Source organism: Nocardioides sp. (assembly GCF_030019515.1).
GTDB lineage: Bacteria > Actinomycetota > Actinomycetes > Propionibacteriales > Nocardioidaceae > Nocardioides.
Genome location: NZ_JASEEQ010000003.1, coordinates 55,807 through 70,326, shown reverse-complemented (window position 1 = coordinate 70,326; position 14,520 = coordinate 55,807). Strand labels below are relative to the sequence as shown.

The following is a 14,520-nucleotide window of genomic DNA, read 5'->3' as shown; positions in this document are numbered from 1 at the left end:
GTCCGGTCCAGTCCGCCGCGCGCGGATTCGGTCGTTCTCCGGTGGGCCACCACTGCGGGATGGCACGGTCGAGACCGGACATCCAGGGGGGACCGTCATGACCATGTCTGCGCTCGCGTGCGCCCGCGCTCTTCGACTGCCGCTCGTCGGGGCGCTGCTCACCGGCACGCTGGCTGCCGTCGGGCTGCACGGCATCGCCGCCGAGGCCACCACTCCGCCGGCCTGCGAGCCGGTGTCGAACGCGTTCGGCGCAGCCACCGGGTGGACCGAGTTCGTCGAGGGGAACGGCAGCCGCGGGGCCGAGTCCGAGGGCGCCATCGCCTACGGCGGGAACCACAGCGCCGGCGGGATGACCGTCGGCACCCACCTGCCGTCCGGGTTCCCGGCCGGCTCCGCCGCGCTCGTCGTCGCCGGCAGCCACGGCACCTACAACCTCCAGCGGGGCAGTGCCTACGTCACGCCGCAGTCGGGAGTGAACTTCAACGGGGGCGCCGGTACCGGCTACCTCGGGAGCGACCCCGTCGACTTCGCGACGTCGTTCACGCAGCTGCGCGCGCTGTCGACGGCGTGGGGTGCCGCGGCCGCGAACGGCACCGTGAGCAGCGGTACGGCGGGGGGCAACCCGGCGCTGGTGCTCACCGGCACCGACCCGTCGCTGAACGTGTTCACGCTGACCACCGCCCAGGCCGCCGACCTCGCGGCCGGCAAGCACGTCGGCTACCAGGTCCCGGGCGGTGCCACGACGATCATCAACGTGCCCGGCACCTCGGTGAGCCTGGCCGGCCAGATGTGGGACGTGTCGTCCGGCGCCAGCCAGGTCAACGACGCGGTGATGGCGTCCTACCCCGGCATCATCTGGAACTTCCCGGACGCCACGACGCTGACCATGGGCTACGGGTCGGCCTGGGGCGGGCACATCCTCGCGCCGCGGGCGGCGTTCACGGTGAGCGCGGTCGGCCACACGATCGGGCAGGTCATCGCGAAGAGCTTCTCGTCGAACTTCGAGACGCACCAGAACCTGCTGCCCAGCAGCTCCTGTGTCCCGCCCCCGCCGCCGACGCCGGGCACGCCGGACGTCACGATCACCAAGTCGGCGTCGACCGCGACCCCGCTCGGCGGCGCCACCTTCACCTACACGCTGACCGCCACCAACGTCGGTGACGCCGACGCGACCGGCGTCGTCGTCCACGACACGCTGCCGGCCGGTGTCACGTTCGTGTCCGCGACCGCGCCCTGCACGCAGTCCACCGGGGTCGTGACCTGCAACGTCGGCAACCTCGCCGCCGGGGCCTCCGCCACCGTGACGATCACGGTGACCGCCAACCCGATCGCCGGGGCCGGTCCGATCTCGCACCCCGGCGGCGACCACTGGATGACTCCGTACCACCCGGAGATGCAGGTCGACCTCGAGCCGGGGCAGCAGCGCAGCATCACGCTGGGCTGCAACCCTGGTGACATCCTCAGCGACGGCGACTTCCGGATCGACCACGTCGACCAGGGGACCGGCACGTTCTCCGACGTGAAGGTGCTGAGCTCGCGCAGCGTCACGACCGACACCTGGAAGGGCGTGATCCGCAACGACGCGACCGGCCGGGTCCAGGCCAAGGCGTTCATCGTCTGCCTTCCGGGGCGGACCGAGGGCGGCGGCGACGGCCATCGCCACGACCTGCTCGTCGACGCCGCCCCGGTCGCGCTGACCCAGGTGCTGCCGGTCGGTCGCACCGAGGTGACGCTGACCTGCCGCGCCGGGACGGTGCCGATCGCGCCGGGCTACGACCTCTCCTCCGCGGGGGCGGTCCTGGTCGGCTCGGAGACGAGCTACCCGGCCCGCACCTGGACGCTGACCTTCCGCGCCACCGCACCGGTGACCGTGACGGCCACCGCGCTGTGCCTGTCGACGACGACCAGTGCCGTCGGCGGGCACACCCACCAGCTCCGCTTCACCCACGTCGTCGACCACGTGACGGTCCCAGCGGACACCCCTGCCGAGGGCACCGAGGTCAAGGTCACCTGCCCCGACGACGGCAAGGGCGTCGTCGCGACCTTCGACCTGCCCGAGGGGGTCACCACGTGGGGCCACGACCCGCGGCTCAAGGAGCGCGCGTTCCGGCTCCACAACGAGTCCGGCACCGCCCAGGACGCGGTGCTCGACCTGGTCTGCCTCAACGACCGGGTCGGCACCGACATGGGCACCGACGAGCCGGTCACGGTGGTGAACACCGCGACCGTCTCCTCGACCTCGACCGACGCGAACCCGGTCAACGACACCGCGACCACGACCGTCACCGTGCTGCCCGGCTCGGCCACGGCGAGCCTGGTCGGGCGCCTCCGGGTCGCCGGGTCGACGTCGTCGCTGCGGGTGCTCTCCTCGATGCCGGGTCGCGGGGTGCTCGCCGTGCGCTCGCAGGGCGTCCTGCTCGCCCGCGGCGAGGTCGGCCTGCGGGCCGGCGGCGCGAGCACCGCGCGGCTGCGGCTGACCGAGGCCGGCCGGCACCGGCTCGTGCGCCTGGACCGCGTTCAGGTCACCGTCGACCCCACCCGCGGGAAGGCGGTCCGGCGGACGGTGGCCGTCCAGCGGTAGGCGTCCGGCTCGCACGCGTCCGGCTCGCGGGCGTCAGACCGAGAGGCCTCGGGCGTGCAGCTCGTCGCGCAGGGACCGCGCGTCGGTGAACAGGATCGCGTCCATGCCGAGCGCGGCCGCCGCGTCGACGTTCGCCTGCTTGTCGTCGACGAACGCGAGCCGGTCGAGGGGGATGCCGCTGCGCTCGGCGACGATCTCGAAGACCCGGGCGTCGGGCTTGGCGACCTTCTCGGTGCCCGAGACGACCACGTCGTCGAGCAGGGCCAGCACCTCGAACCGCTCGGGGGCGTGCGGGTAGAGCTCGTCGGACCAGTTCGTCAGGCCGAGCAGCGGCACCCCCGCGGCGTGCAGGTCACGCACCACGTCGGCAGTCCCCGGCACCTCCCCGAGCAGCGACTCGGTGAAGTGGGCGCGGTAGGCCAGCGCGTGCTCGGCCCAGTGCGGGTGGCTGCGGCGTACGGCGTCCTCCGCGTCCGCCCACCGGCCCCCGGCGTCCTGGACCAGGTTCCAGGCCATGAAGTCGAAGTCCTCGGCCGCGAGGAACCGCCGGGCCTCGTCCGGGCCGACTCCTGCCGCGATCGCGGGGTACGGGTCCCAGTCGATCAGCACGTTGCCGAGGTCGAAGACGACGGCTGCGGGCGTCCGCCTCGGCATCGTGTCTCCTGTCAGCTCAACGGGTCTCGACACGCGGGTCGCGACTTCGCAGGCTCAGTCGCGCCGCTCGCTCGACCACCATCAGCGCCGTTCGGGAGCTGCGCTCACGCCCAGCGCTCGGCAGCGGGCACAAACTCCAGGCCGCGCGCGCCGGTGTAGATCTGCTTGGGGCGGGCGATCTTCTGCTCCTTGTCCTGGACCAGCTCGAGCCACTGGGAGAGCCAGCCGGGGGTGCGGCCGATCGCGAACAGCACCGTGAATATCTCCGGCGGGAACTGGAAGGCCTCGTAGATCAGGCCGGAGTAGAAGTCCACGTTCGGGTAGAGCCGGCGCTTGACGAAGTACTCGTCCTCGAGCGCGATCTTCTCCAGCTCCAGCGCGATGTCGAGGAGCGGGTTGGTGCCGGTGACCTCGAAGACGTCCTCGGCGGACTTCTTGATGATCTTCGCGCGCGGGTCGTAGTTCTTGTAGACGCGGTGGCCGAAGCCCATCAGCCGCTCGTTGCCGTCCTTCACGCCCTGGATGAAGGACGGGATGTTCTCCTTCGTGCCGATCCGGCGCAGCATCCGCAGCACCGCCTCGTTGGCGCCGCCGTGCAGCGGGCCGTAGAGGGCACCGACGCCCGCGGCGACCGCGGAGTACGGGTCGACCTGGGTCGAGCCGACCGAGCGCACCGCGTTGGTCGAGGCGTTCTGCTCGTGGTCGGCGTGCAGGATGAACAGCACGTCGAGGGCCTTGACCAGGCGCTCGTCGGCCTCGAAGCGGTGCTCGCTCATCTTGAACAGCATCGAGAGGAAGTTGGCGGTGTAGCCGAGCTCGTTGTCGGGGTAGACGAACGGCTTGCCCTGCGCGTGCCGGAACGACCAGGCGCCCAGCGTCGGCATCTTCGCGATCATCCGCACGATCTGCATGTGCCGGTTGTCGGCGTCGCTGATGTTGCGCGCGTCCGGGTAGAAGGTCGAGAGGGCCCCGACCGACGCCATCAGCATCCCCATCGGGTGCGCGTCGTAGCGGAAGCCCTGCATGAACTCCTTGACGTTCTCGTGCACGAACGTGTGGTAGGTGATCTCGTGCACCCACGACTCGTACTCCGCCTTGGTCGGCAGGGAGCCGTGGATCAGCAGGTAGGCCACCTCGAGGAAGCTGGACTTGTCGGCCAGCTGCTCGATCGGGTACCCGCGGTACTCGAGGACGCCCTTGTCGCCGTCGATGAAGGTCACCGAGCTGCGGCAGGACGCGGTGTTCACGAAGCCGGGGTCGTAGACCGCCAGGCCCGGCGCGTCCTCCTCGGCCTTGATCTGGCCCAGGTCCGCGGCCTTGATGGTGCCGTCGGTGATCGGGACCTCGTACTCCTGTCCGGTGCGGTTGTCACGGACGGTGAGAGAATCAGTCACGCTCTCCAACTTAGACTGCGGCGTGGCGGCATGCGAAACCAGGCTCCCGTCCCCGATGATTCGACACTGCCGAGCGGAGCGCCGTAGTCTTGTCAGTCGCGCCTCCTGCCGCGCTCCGACCCGCCACGGGATCGGGGTGCAGATCCGGACCGCACGCGAGTGCTGAGCCGGGCCGTGTTCGTCAGAGGGCGTGGCTCCACCACCCGGGAGCAGCAGCTCTCCGGGCCCGACGAACGATGAAGGAAACTTCCGTGCGCACGTACAGCCCCAAGCCCGGCGACATCCAGCGCGAGTGGCTCGTCATCGACGCCACCGACGTCGTCCTCGGCCGCCTCGCGGTGCAGACCGCGAACCTCCTGCGCGGCAAGCACAAGGCGATCTTCGCCCCCCACGTCGACACCGGTGACTTCGTCATCGTCGTCAACGCGGAGAAGGTCGCCCTCTCGGGTGACAAGAAGACCACGAAGATGGCCTACCGCCACTCCGGCTACCCCGGTGGTCTCACTGCCACGCCGATCGGCGAGATCCTGGAGAAGGACGCCCGCAAGGCCATCGAGAAGGCCGTGTGGGGCATGCTCCCGAAGAACAAGCTCGGCCGTCAGATGCTGAAGAAGCTGAAGGTCTACTCCGGGCCCAACCACCCGCACCAGGCCCAGAAGGCCACGCCGTTCGAGATCAAGCAGATCTCCCAGTAATCCGCCTGTACGAGCACCGAGAAAGCCTGAGGAACATGAGCGACACCACCAACGAGGTCGAGGAGACCTACGCGGTCGACGAGCAGGGCATCGCCTACAGCTCGGAGAGCGCGCCGTCCGCCGACGCCCCTGAGCGTCCCGCCACCATCGCCCCGGCGAACGCCACCGGCCGCCGCAAGGAGGCCGTCGCCCGCGTCCGCCTGGTGCCTGGCACCGGCGAGTGGACCGTCAACGGCCGCGCCCTGGACTCCTACTTCCCGAACAAGCTGCACCAGCAGGTCGTCAACGAGCCCTTCGTGACCACCCAGCTGGAGGGCCGCTTCGACGTGATCGCCCGCATCCACGGCGGCGGCATCACCGGCCAGGCCGGCGCGCTGCGCCTGGGCGTGGCCCGCGCGCTGAACGCGATCGACGTCGACGCCAACCGCCCCTCGCTGAAGAAGGCCGGGCTGCTCACTCGCGACGCCCGCGTCATCGAGCGCAAGAAGGCCGGTCTCAAGAAGGCCCGTAAGGCTCCTCAGTTCAGCAAGCGCTGATCGCGCGCATGCCGCGCGTTTTCGGCACCGACGGGGTCCGGGGTCTCGCCAACGGTCAGCTGACCGCTGAGCTGGCCCTGGACCTGTCCGTCGCGGCCGCCCGGGTCCTGGCCGACCGTGGCGAGTTCCAGGGGCATCGCCCCCTCGCCGTCGTCGGCCGGGACACGCGCATCTCGGGGCAGTTCCTCGAGCACGCGGTCGTCGCCGGCCTCGCGTCGGCCGGGGTCGACGTGCTCCGGCTGCGGGTGCTGCCCACTCCGGCCGTCGCCTACATGACCGAGGCGCTCGGCGCCGACCTCGGCGTGGTGATCAGCGCCTCGCACAACCCGATGCCCGACAACGGCATCAAGTTCCTCGCGCGCGGCGGGCACAAGCTCGACGACGCGGTCGAGAAGCTCATCGAGCAGCGCCTCGCCGAGGAGTGGGACCGCCCGGTGGGCGGTCACGTCGGGCGGGTCACGCCGTACGCCACCCCCGTCGAGGAGTACGTCGGGCACCTCGTCGGCACCCTCAACCGGTCCCTCGAGGGGATCAAGGTCGTCCTCGACTGCGCCCATGGTGCGGCGTACGAGGCCGGCCCCCGTGCCCTCCGTGCCGCCGGCGCCGAGGTCGTCGCGATCGGCGTGGAGCCGGACGGCCTGAACATCAACGAGGACTGCGGCTCCACCCACCTCGCGTCCCTGCAGGCCGCGGTGGTCGAGCACGGCGCGGACGCCGGGTTCGCGCTCGACGGCGACGCGGACCGCTGCCTGGCGGTCGACCACGAGGGCAACACCGTCGACGGCGACCAGATCCTGGCGATCCTGGCGATCGGCATGGCCGAGACCGGCCACCTGGCGAAGAACACCGTCGTCGCCACCGTGATGAGCAACCTCGGCTTCGTGCAGGCGATGCGCGCCGCCGGGGTCGGCGTGCGCCAGACCAAGGTCGGCGATCGCTACGTGCTCGAGGCGATGCGGGTCTCCGGCTACTCCCTCGGCGGCGAGCAGTCCGGCCACGTGATCATGAGCGAGCACGCCACGACCGGCGACGGCATCCTCACCGCCCTCCACGTGCTCCAGCGGATGGCCGCGACCGGCCAGAGCCTGCAGTCGCTGGCCTCCGTGGTGACACGCCTGCCGCAGGTGCTCGTCAACGTCCCCGACGTCGACAAGAGCCGCGCCGACGACGACGCCGTCCTCGCGGCGGCCATCGCGGAGGAGGAGGCCGCGCTCGGCGACTCCGGCCGGGTGCTGCTGCGGCCCTCCGGCACCGAGCAGCTGGTGCGGGTGATGGTCGAGGCGGCCACGCAGGAGGAGGCGGTCTCGGTGGCGGGCCGCCTGGCCGACGTCGTGAAGCGACAGCTCAGCCTCTAGGGTCCTCCCGTGGGGTTCACGGGGACCGGCCCGACGCTGTCAGTGGCGGGCCTGGGCAAGACGTTCGGTCCGATCCGCGCCGTCGACGACCTCAGCTTCACCGTCCGCCCCGGCGCGGTCACGGGCTTCCTGGGCCCGAACGGCGCGGGGAAGACCACGACGCTGCGGATGCTGCTCGGCCTGACCCGTCCGAGCGTCGGCCGCGCGCTCGTCGGGGACCGGCCGTACGCCGGGCACCCGACGCCGGCGCGCGTCGTCGGGGCCGCGATCGAGTCCTCGGGCTTCCACCCGGGCCGCACCGGCCTCGGCCACCTGGGCGTCTACGCGGCGCAGGCGGGCGTCGACCGGGCGCGCTGCCGCGAGCTGATCGAGTTCGTCGGGCTCGCCGATGCCGGGGACCGGCAGGTGGGCGGGTACTCGCTCGGGATGCGGCAGCGGCTCGCCCTCGCGACCGCGCTGCTCGGCGACCCGCCCGCGATCGTCCTCGACGAGCCCGCCAACGGCCTGGACCCCGAGGGCATCGTGTGGTTGCGCCACCTGCTGCGGGCCTTCGCCGCCCAGGGCCGCACCGTGCTCGTCTCCAGCCACGTGCTCGCCGAGGTGCAGCACACCGTCGACGACGTCGTGATCATCGCCGCCGGCCGCCTCGTGCACGCCTCCTCGCTGACCGAGCTGGCCGGGCTCGCCGCCCCCGAGACCTACGTCCAGTCCCCGGCCGAGCAGGCCCTGGCCGACCTGTGCCGCGCCCGGGGCTGGTCGACCCGGCCCGACGGTGCCGGCCTGGTCGTCACCGGCGTGCTGGCCGCCGAGGTCGGGGCGGCGGCGTACGCCGCGGGCCTCGAGCTGCACCAGCTGGCCGGCCGGGGCGTCGGCCTGGAGGACGTCTTCCTGCGCCTGACCGGGGGTGGTGGGTCGTGATGGCCGCGCTGGTCGCGGAGTACCGCAAGCTGGTCAGCACCCGGATGTGGTGGCTGCTGCTGATCGTGCTCGCCGGCTACCTCGCCTTCATCGGCATCGTGATGGCCGCGTCCTTCGTGTTCGCGCCCGAGGACGAGAGCGGCTCCGTGACCCTGGAGGGCGTCGACGCCGCGCGGGCGATCTACGGGCTGACCAACGCCGTCGGCTACGTGTTCCCGCTGGTCATCGGCAGCCTGGCGATCACCACCGAGTTCCGGCACCAGACCATCACCGAGACCCTGCTCGTCGAGCCACGCCGCGGCGTACTGCTGGTGGCCAAGCTGCTCGCCACGGTGCCGATCGGTCTGGTCTACGGCGTCGTCGGCACGCTCGCGGTCGTCGGCGCCAGTGCGCCGCTGCTCGCCGGCTGGGGCGACGGCGCGTTCCTCGGCGACCGCTCGGTGCTGGCGGTGCTGGCGCTCGGCGTGGTCGTCACCGTGCTGTGGGCGATGATCGGTGTCGCGTTCGGCAGCGTGGTACCCAACCAGGTCGCCGCCATCGTGGTGATCCTGGCGTTCACGCAGTTCGTCGAGCCGATCGCCCGGCTCGCTCTCGGCGCCTTCGACGGCACCGACGCGATCGCTCGGTTCCTGCCCGGCGCGGCCGCGGACGGGCTGATCGGCTCCAGCCTGTTCGGCGAGCTGGGCGGGTCCGGCGAGCTGCTGTCGCGCCCGGCCGCGCTCGCGGTCCTGCTCGCGTACGCCGGCGGCCTCGCCCTGCTCGGCCGCTTCACCACCCTGCGCCGCGACGTCGCCTGACGCCGACTCGGCGCGTCTTGCCCACGTGGAGGCGTCGAGTCGGCGCGTCTTGCCCACGCGGAGGCGCCGAGTCGGCGCGTCTTGCTCACGTGGGGGCGTCGAGTCGGCGCGTCTTGCTCACGTGGCGGGCAGGATGCGCCGACTCGAGCCTGCTGGGCGGGCAGGATGCGCCGACTCGAGCCTGCTGGGCGGGCAAGATGCGCCGACTCGGCAGCGTCCCGGCGGTGGGTGTCGGCGGGGTGCCCGGCGGGTAGACCGCAGCCATGACCCGGCTCCGGATCGCGCAGCTGCTGGCCGTCGTGGCCGCGCTCGCCGTGCTGGGCACGGCCGCGCTCGCCGTACTCCGGTGGCCGGGCGACGACGATGCCGAGGCCGGGACCGGGGCCGGGCCGGGTGCGGCCCGGGATCCCGCGGTCCTGGTCGTGCGGGACCCGGGCACCGGCGCGACGTTCGAGGTGCCCGGGGGCGACTGGCGGGTGCGCGACCGCGCCGTGCGGATCTACTACGAGGACGACGCCGGGCACCCGGTGGCGGTGGTGCGTGGGCCGGCGGTCTTCCGGCCCGGCTACTGCGCGGCGCGCCCCGACGCCTCCAACCGCGGGTTCGCGGGCTTCACCCGACAGCCGCTGCGCTCCTGGCTCGCCGGCCTGGCACCCGAGGGCGGCGCCTGGACCGCGGGCGTCGACCACGAGCGCACCCGGCTGGCCGACGGCAACCCCGCCCGGCTCTCGCGGACCTCGGTGTTCCTCGGGGACCGCGGGCCCTGCGGCGCACAGGCCGTCGAGGTCGCGATGGCCGAGGCGGGCGACGTCCGCCTCGTCGTCGTCAGCGACCGGGGCGAGCCGGGCACGCTGGCCCGCGAGGAGGTCGACGCCGTCCTGGCCAGCCTGCGGACCGGGTGAGCGGTCAGAGCTTGCGCAGGCGGACGTAGCGGACCGAGTGGTCCCGGTCCTTGCGCAGCACCAGCGTGGCGCGCGAACGGGTGGGGAGCACGTTCTGGGTGAGGTTGGGGCCGTTGATCGTGTCCCAGATCCGCTCCGCCTCGGCGACCGCCTCCTCGGTCGACAAGGTGGCGTACTTGGCGAAGTACGAGCCGGTGTCCTGGAACGCGGTCTCGCGCAGCCGCAGGAAGCGGGAGACGTACCAGTCGCGGATCGTGCTGGTCTTGGCGTCGACGTACACGCTGAAGTCGAAGAAGTCGCTCAGGGTCAGCCCGGTGCGCCCGTCCTCGCGCACCCGGGCCGGCAGCAGCACGTTGAGACCCTCGATGATGACGATGTCGGGACGGCGGATCACGACCTTCTCGCCCGGCAGCACGTCGTAGACGAGGTGGGAGTACGTCGGCGCCAGCACCTCGTCCTTCCCGGACTTGATGTCGACCACGAACCGCAGCAGGGCGCGCCGGTCGTAGGACTCCGGGAACCCCTTGCGCTCGAGCAGGCCGCGGCGCTCCAGCTCGGCGTTGGGGTAGAGGAAGCCGTCGGTGGTGACCAGCGCGACGTTGGGGTGCTGCGGCCAGTGGGCCAGCATCTGCTGCAGGACGCGTGCGGTCGTGGACTTGCCGACCGCCACCGAGCCGGCGAGGCCGATCACGAACGGCGTGCGCGGCGGCTGGTCCTGGTGCAGGAACTCCTCCTGGGCGCGGTACAGCCGGCCCGCGGACTCGACGTACAGGCTGAGCAGCCGCGAGACCGGCAGGTAGATCTGCTGCACCTCGTCCAGGTCGAGCTGGTCGCCGAGCCCGCGCAGCCGGCGGATCTCCTCGGCACTGAGCGGGTTCGCGACCTCGCTGGCGAGCGCCGCCCACGCGGAGCGGTCCAGCTCGAGGTAGGGGGAGGACTCCCGGCCGGCGTCGACGGGTGGCACCTCGCCGTGGGACGACCCCTGGGACAGCATGGGGGCGATTCTTGCAAAGTCGCGCCGTTACAGTGACACCCGTGTGCGGGATCGTCGGTTACGTGGGCCAGAAGGCGGCGCAGGACGTCGTGGTCGAGGGGCTCCGGAGGCTGGAGTACCGCGGCTACGACTCGGCCGGGATCGCGCTCGTCGCGGACGGCACGCTGGCCACCGACAAACGGGCCGGCAAGCTCGCGAACCTGGAGAAGGCGATCGTCGACGCGCCGCTCCCGCCGGCCACCATGGGCATCGGGCACACCCGCTGGGCCACCCACGGCGCCCCCAACGACGTCAACGCCCACCCGCACACCGGGCAGGAGCGCCGGGTCGCCCTGGTCCACAACGGCATCATCGAGAACTTCGCCGAGCTGCGGGCCGAGCTCGAGGCCGCCGGCCACCGGCTGCTCTCGGAGACCGACACCGAGGTCGCCGCCCACCTGCTGGAGGCGGAGGTCACCGGCGGCGCGGACCTGACCGAGGCGATGCAGCGCGTCGTACGCCGGCTCGAGGGCGCGTTCACCCTGGTCGCGGTCGACGCCCAGGACCCGTCGCGGGTGGTCGCCGCCCGGCGCAGCTCGCCGCTGGTCGTCGGCCTCGGCGAGGGCGAGAACTTCTTGGGCTCCGACGTCGCGGCGTTCATCGAGCACACCCGCGAGGCGCTGGAGCTCGGCCCGGACCAGGTGGTCACCATCACCCGCGAGGGCGTCTCGGTGACCGGCTTCGACGGGACGCCGGCCGAGGGCCGCCGCTACCACGTCGACTGGGACCTGTCGGCCGCCGAGAAGGACGGCCACGACTGGTTCATGCGCAAGGAGATCTACGAGCAGCCGCACGCGGTCGCCGACTCGCTGCTGGGTCGGCGTACTCCCGAGGGGCACCTGCAGCTCGACGAGATGCGGCTCTCGGACCAGGAGCTGCGCGACGTCGACAAGATCATCATCATCGCGTGCGGCACGTCGTTCTACGCCGGTCTGGTCGCCAAGTACGCCATCGAGCACTGGTGCCGGATCCCGGTCGAGGTCGAGCTGGCGTCGGAGTTCCGCTACCGCGACCCGATCCTCGACTACTCCACGCTGGTCGTGGCGATCAGCCAGTCCGGCGAGACCGCGGACACGCTGCAGGCGATCCGGCACGCGCGGACCCAGCGGTCGAAGGTGCTCGCCATCTGCAACACCAACGGCTCCACGATCCCGCGCGAGTCGGACGCCGTGATCTACACGCACGCCGGGCCGGAGATCGCCGTCGCCTCGACCAAGGGGTTCTTGACCCAGCTGGTCGCGTGCTACCTGCTCGCGCTGTACCTGGCGCAGGTCAAGGGCACGCGGTACGGCGACGAGATCGACGAGGTGATGCGCCAGCTCGAGGAGATGCCCGCCCACGTCCAGCGGGTGCTGGACGACGCCGACGCCGTCTACGAGCTGGCCCGCCAGCACGTCGGGACCCGGTCGGTGCTGTTCCTCGGCCGCCACGCGGGCTACCCGATCGCCCTCGAGGGGGCGCTCAAGCTCAAGGAGCTGGCCTACCTGCACGCGGAGGGCTTCGCCGCAGGCGAGCTCAAGCACGGGCCGATCGCGCTCGTCGAGGACGGCCTGCCGGTGCTGTGCGTGGTGCCGCCGGCCGGCCGCGACCAGCTGCGCGACAAGATGGTCAGCGGGATCCAGGAGGTGCGGGCCCGCGGGGCGCGCACCATCTGCCTGGTCGAGGACGGCGACGACGCGATCACGCCGTACGCCGACGTCGTCGTCCGGCTGCCCCGGGTGCCGGTGCTGCTGCAGCCGCTGGTCGCGGTGGTGCCGCTCCAGCTGTTCGCGTGCGAGCTCGCCACGGTGCTCGGCCACGACGTCGACCAGCCGCGCAACCTCGCCAAGTCGGTCACGGTCGAATGACCGGCCCGGTGAGCGCCCGGTGAGCGCCCGGTGATCGTCGGGGTCGGGATCGACGTGGTCGACGTCGAGCGATTCGGCGTCTCGCTCTCGCGCACCCCGAACCTCGCCGACCGGCTCTTCACCCCGGCGGAGGCGGAGCGGCCGGTGGCCTCGCTGGCGGCCCGGTTCGCGGCCAAGGAGGCGCTGGCCAAGGCGCTCGGCGCCCCGGAGGGGATGGCCTGGCACGACGCCGAGATCCGCTCGGAGGAGTCCGGCCGCCCGGTGCTCGAGATGCGCGGCTCGGTCCTGCGCCGGGCCAACGACCTGGGGGTCAGCTCCGTGCACGTCTCGCTCTCCCACGACGCCGGCATCGCCTCCGCAGTGGTCGTCCTCGAGTCGTGACCCGCACCAGCGGGACCCGGATAGCGTGAGGCCATGAGGAGCGCGCACACGGTGGAGCACGTGCGGGCGGCGGAGGCGCGGCTGATGGCCCGGCTGCCCGAGGGGGCGCTGATGCAGCGCGCCGCGGCCGGGCTGGCCTACGCGGTGCTCGACCTCCTGGGCTCGGCGTACGGCCGGCGGGCGCTGCTGCTGGTCGGGTCGGGGGATAACGGCGGCGACGCGCTGTACGCCGGGGCGCTGCTGGCCCGACGCGGCGTGCAGGTGCAGGCGTGGCTGCTCTCGGAGCGGGCGCACCCCGGCGGGGTCGCGGCACTGCGCGCCGCCGGCGGGCACACGATCACGGGCGGGCCGGACCGGCCCGACGTCGTCGTGGACGGGATCGTCGGCATCGGCGGCCGCGGCGGGCTGCGGGCGGACGCGGTCGCCGCGCTCGCGACGGTCCCGGGCGTACCGATCGTCGCCGTCGACACGCCGTCCGGCGTCGGCGTCGACACCGGCGAGCTCGACGGTCCGCACGTGACGGCGACGGTGACGGTCACCTTCGGCACCCACAAGGTCGCCCACCTCGTCGACCCCGCCGCGGCCGCCTGCGGCGTGGTGCACCTGGTCGACATCGGGCTCGACCTGCCGGACGCGCCGGTCGAGTCGCTCCAGCCCGAGGACGTCGCGGCCCTGCTGCCGCGCCCGCACGGGGAGGTCCAGAAGTACCAGCGCGGGGTCGTCGGCGTCCGGGCCGGGTCGGCGCAGTACCCCGGAGCCGCCCTGCTCAGCGTGGCCGGGGCGTCCAGCGGCCTGTGCGGGATGGTGCGGTACGTCGGGGACGCGGCCGTCGCCGACCAGGTCCGGCAGGCGCACCCCGAGGTCGTGGGTCCCGGGCAGGTCCAGGCCTGGGTGGTCGGCTCCGGCGGTGGCGAGCACGCCGGCGACGAGCTGCGCGCGGCCCTGGCCGACGGCGTGCCGACCGTGATCGACGCCGACGCCCTGGGACACGTCGACGGAGCGGTCCCGGCGCCCGCGGTGCTCACCCCGCACGCCGGGGAGCTGGCCCGGATGCTCGGGGCCGAGCGGTCCGAGATCGAGGCCCGGCCGCTCGCACACGCCCGCCACGCGGCCGCGGCGTACGACTGCGTGGTGCTGCTCAAGGGCCGCCACACGCTCGTAGCGAGCCCCGGGGGACGGGTCCGGGCGACGACGACCGGCACCCCCTGGCTGGCGAGCGCCGGGGCCGGCGACGTGCTCGGCGGCCTGGTCGGCGCGCTGCTGGCCGCCGGCCTGACGCCGTACGACGCCGCCTCGGTCGGCTCGTGGCTGCACGGGACCGCCGCCACGCTCGCCGCCCGCCGCGGGCCGCTGGTCGCCGGCGACGTGGCCCGGGCGCTCCCGGCGGCCGTCCGCAGCCTGCCCGGGTGGTGATGGGAGAATCGCAG

The 14,520-nt window shown here is 72.8% G+C and carries 13 protein-coding genes; 10 read left to right on the top strand and 3 right to left on the bottom strand.

The features are described from left to right. Positions 1-97: 97 nt before the first annotated feature. On the top strand, positions 98-2,581 hold the full coding sequence (locus QMC84_RS05050; RefSeq protein ID WP_300372447.1) for a choice-of-anchor A family protein: 2,484 nt from the start codon (positions 98-100) through the stop codon (positions 2,579-2,581). Positions 2,582-2,614: 33 nt separating this feature from the next. On the opposite strand, the gene QMC84_RS05045 is transcribed toward QMC84_RS05050, so the two are convergent. Further along, the gene (locus QMC84_RS05045) at positions 2,615-3,235 is read right to left on the bottom strand and encodes an HAD family phosphatase (RefSeq protein WP_300372445.1); all 621 of its coding nucleotides are present in this window, start codon (positions 3,233-3,235) and stop codon (positions 2,615-2,617) included. Positions 3,236-3,339: 104 nt separating this feature from the next. Then, positions 3,340-4,629 carry a citrate synthase gene (locus tag QMC84_RS05040; protein ID WP_300372443.1) on the bottom strand — a complete coding sequence of 430 codons (1,290 nt, stop codon included), beginning with the start codon at positions 4,627-4,629 and terminating at the stop codon, positions 3,340-3,342. 251 nt (positions 4,630-4,880) lie between these two features. Between QMC84_RS05040 and rplM the strand changes: the two genes are divergently transcribed. From rplM to QMC84_RS05010, 6 genes are all read left to right on the top strand, one after another. Continuing rightward, on the top strand, positions 4,881-5,324 hold the full coding sequence (rplM, locus tag QMC84_RS05035; protein ID WP_300372441.1) for a 50S ribosomal protein L13: 444 nt from the start codon (positions 4,881-4,883) through the stop codon (positions 5,322-5,324). A 35-nt stretch (positions 5,325-5,359) separates the two neighbouring features. Continuing rightward, complete coding sequence (gene rpsI, locus QMC84_RS05030) at positions 5,360-5,860, top strand: 30S ribosomal protein S9 (RefSeq protein WP_300372439.1); 501 nt, start codon at positions 5,360-5,362, stop codon at positions 5,858-5,860. An 8-nt stretch (positions 5,861-5,868) separates the two neighbouring features. Then, positions 5,869-7,215, top strand: a complete 1,347-nt coding sequence (gene glmM / locus QMC84_RS05025) for a phosphoglucosamine mutase (protein ID WP_300372437.1) — start codon at positions 5,869-5,871, stop codon at positions 7,213-7,215. A gap of 9 nt (positions 7,216-7,224) precedes the next feature. Then, positions 7,225-8,133, top strand: coding sequence for an ATP-binding cassette domain-containing protein (locus tag QMC84_RS05020; RefSeq protein ID WP_300372435.1), 909 nt, complete (start codon positions 7,225-7,227; stop codon positions 8,131-8,133). After that, on the top strand, positions 8,133-8,930 hold the full coding sequence (locus tag QMC84_RS05015) for an ABC transporter permease (RefSeq protein ID WP_300372433.1): 798 nt from the start codon (positions 8,133-8,135) through the stop codon (positions 8,928-8,930). Before QMC84_RS05020 ends, QMC84_RS05015 begins: the two co-directional genes overlap by 1 nt. A 263-nt stretch (positions 8,931-9,193) precedes the next feature. Beyond that, the gene (locus QMC84_RS05010) at positions 9,194-9,832 is read left to right on the top strand and encodes a hypothetical protein (protein WP_300372431.1); all 639 of its coding nucleotides are present in this window, start codon (positions 9,194-9,196) and stop codon (positions 9,830-9,832) included. 4 nt (positions 9,833-9,836) lie between these two features. Here the strand turns inward: QMC84_RS05010 and coaA are convergent, their stop codons facing one another. After that, positions 9,837-10,826 carry a type I pantothenate kinase gene (coaA, locus tag QMC84_RS05005; RefSeq protein WP_300372429.1) on the bottom strand — a complete coding sequence of 330 codons (990 nt, stop codon included), beginning with the start codon at positions 10,824-10,826 and terminating at the stop codon, positions 9,837-9,839. 41 nt (positions 10,827-10,867) lie between these two features. Between coaA and glmS the strand changes: the two genes are divergently transcribed. The 3 genes from glmS to QMC84_RS04990 are packed head-to-tail and all read left to right on the top strand — an operon-like array spanning position 10,868 to position 14,506. Then, positions 10,868-12,712, top strand: coding sequence for a glutamine--fructose-6-phosphate transaminase (isomerizing) (gene glmS, locus QMC84_RS05000; protein WP_300372427.1), 1,845 nt, complete (start codon positions 10,868-10,870; stop codon positions 12,710-12,712). 30 nt (positions 12,713-12,742) lie between these two features. Next, the gene (locus QMC84_RS04995; RefSeq protein WP_300372425.1) at positions 12,743-13,093 is read left to right on the top strand and encodes a holo-ACP synthase; all 351 of its coding nucleotides are present in this window, start codon (positions 12,743-12,745) and stop codon (positions 13,091-13,093) included. A 33-nt stretch (positions 13,094-13,126) separates the two neighbouring features. Next, positions 13,127-14,506: an NAD(P)H-hydrate dehydratase gene (locus QMC84_RS04990; RefSeq protein WP_300372423.1), complete on the top strand. Its 1,380-nt coding sequence runs from the start codon at positions 13,127-13,129 to the stop codon at positions 14,504-14,506. Positions 14,507-14,520: the final 14 nt, after the last annotated feature.

Coding starts and splice junctions, on each gene's coding strand:
- coaA (WP_300372429.1), bottom strand. CDS start 10,826: ATGCTGTCCCAGGGGTCGTCCCACGGCGAGGTGCCACCCGTCGACGCC.
- rpsI (WP_300372439.1), top strand. CDS start 5,360: ATGAGCGACACCACCAACGAGGTCGAGGAGACCTACGCGGTCGACGAG.
- glmM (WP_300372437.1), top strand. CDS start 5,869: ATGCCGCGCGTTTTCGGCACCGACGGGGTCCGGGGTCTCGCCAACGGT.
- QMC84_RS05010 (WP_300372431.1), top strand. CDS start 9,194: ATGACCCGGCTCCGGATCGCGCAGCTGCTGGCCGTCGTGGCCGCGCTC.
- QMC84_RS05045 (WP_300372445.1), bottom strand. CDS start 3,235: ATGCCGAGGCGGACGCCCGCAGCCGTCGTCTTCGACCTCGGCAACGTG.
- QMC84_RS04990 (WP_300372423.1), top strand. CDS start 13,127: ATGAGGAGCGCGCACACGGTGGAGCACGTGCGGGCGGCGGAGGCGCGG.
- QMC84_RS05050 (WP_300372447.1), top strand. CDS start 98: ATGACCATGTCTGCGCTCGCGTGCGCCCGCGCTCTTCGACTGCCGCTC.
- QMC84_RS05015 (WP_300372433.1), top strand. CDS start 8,133: ATGGCCGCGCTGGTCGCGGAGTACCGCAAGCTGGTCAGCACCCGGATG.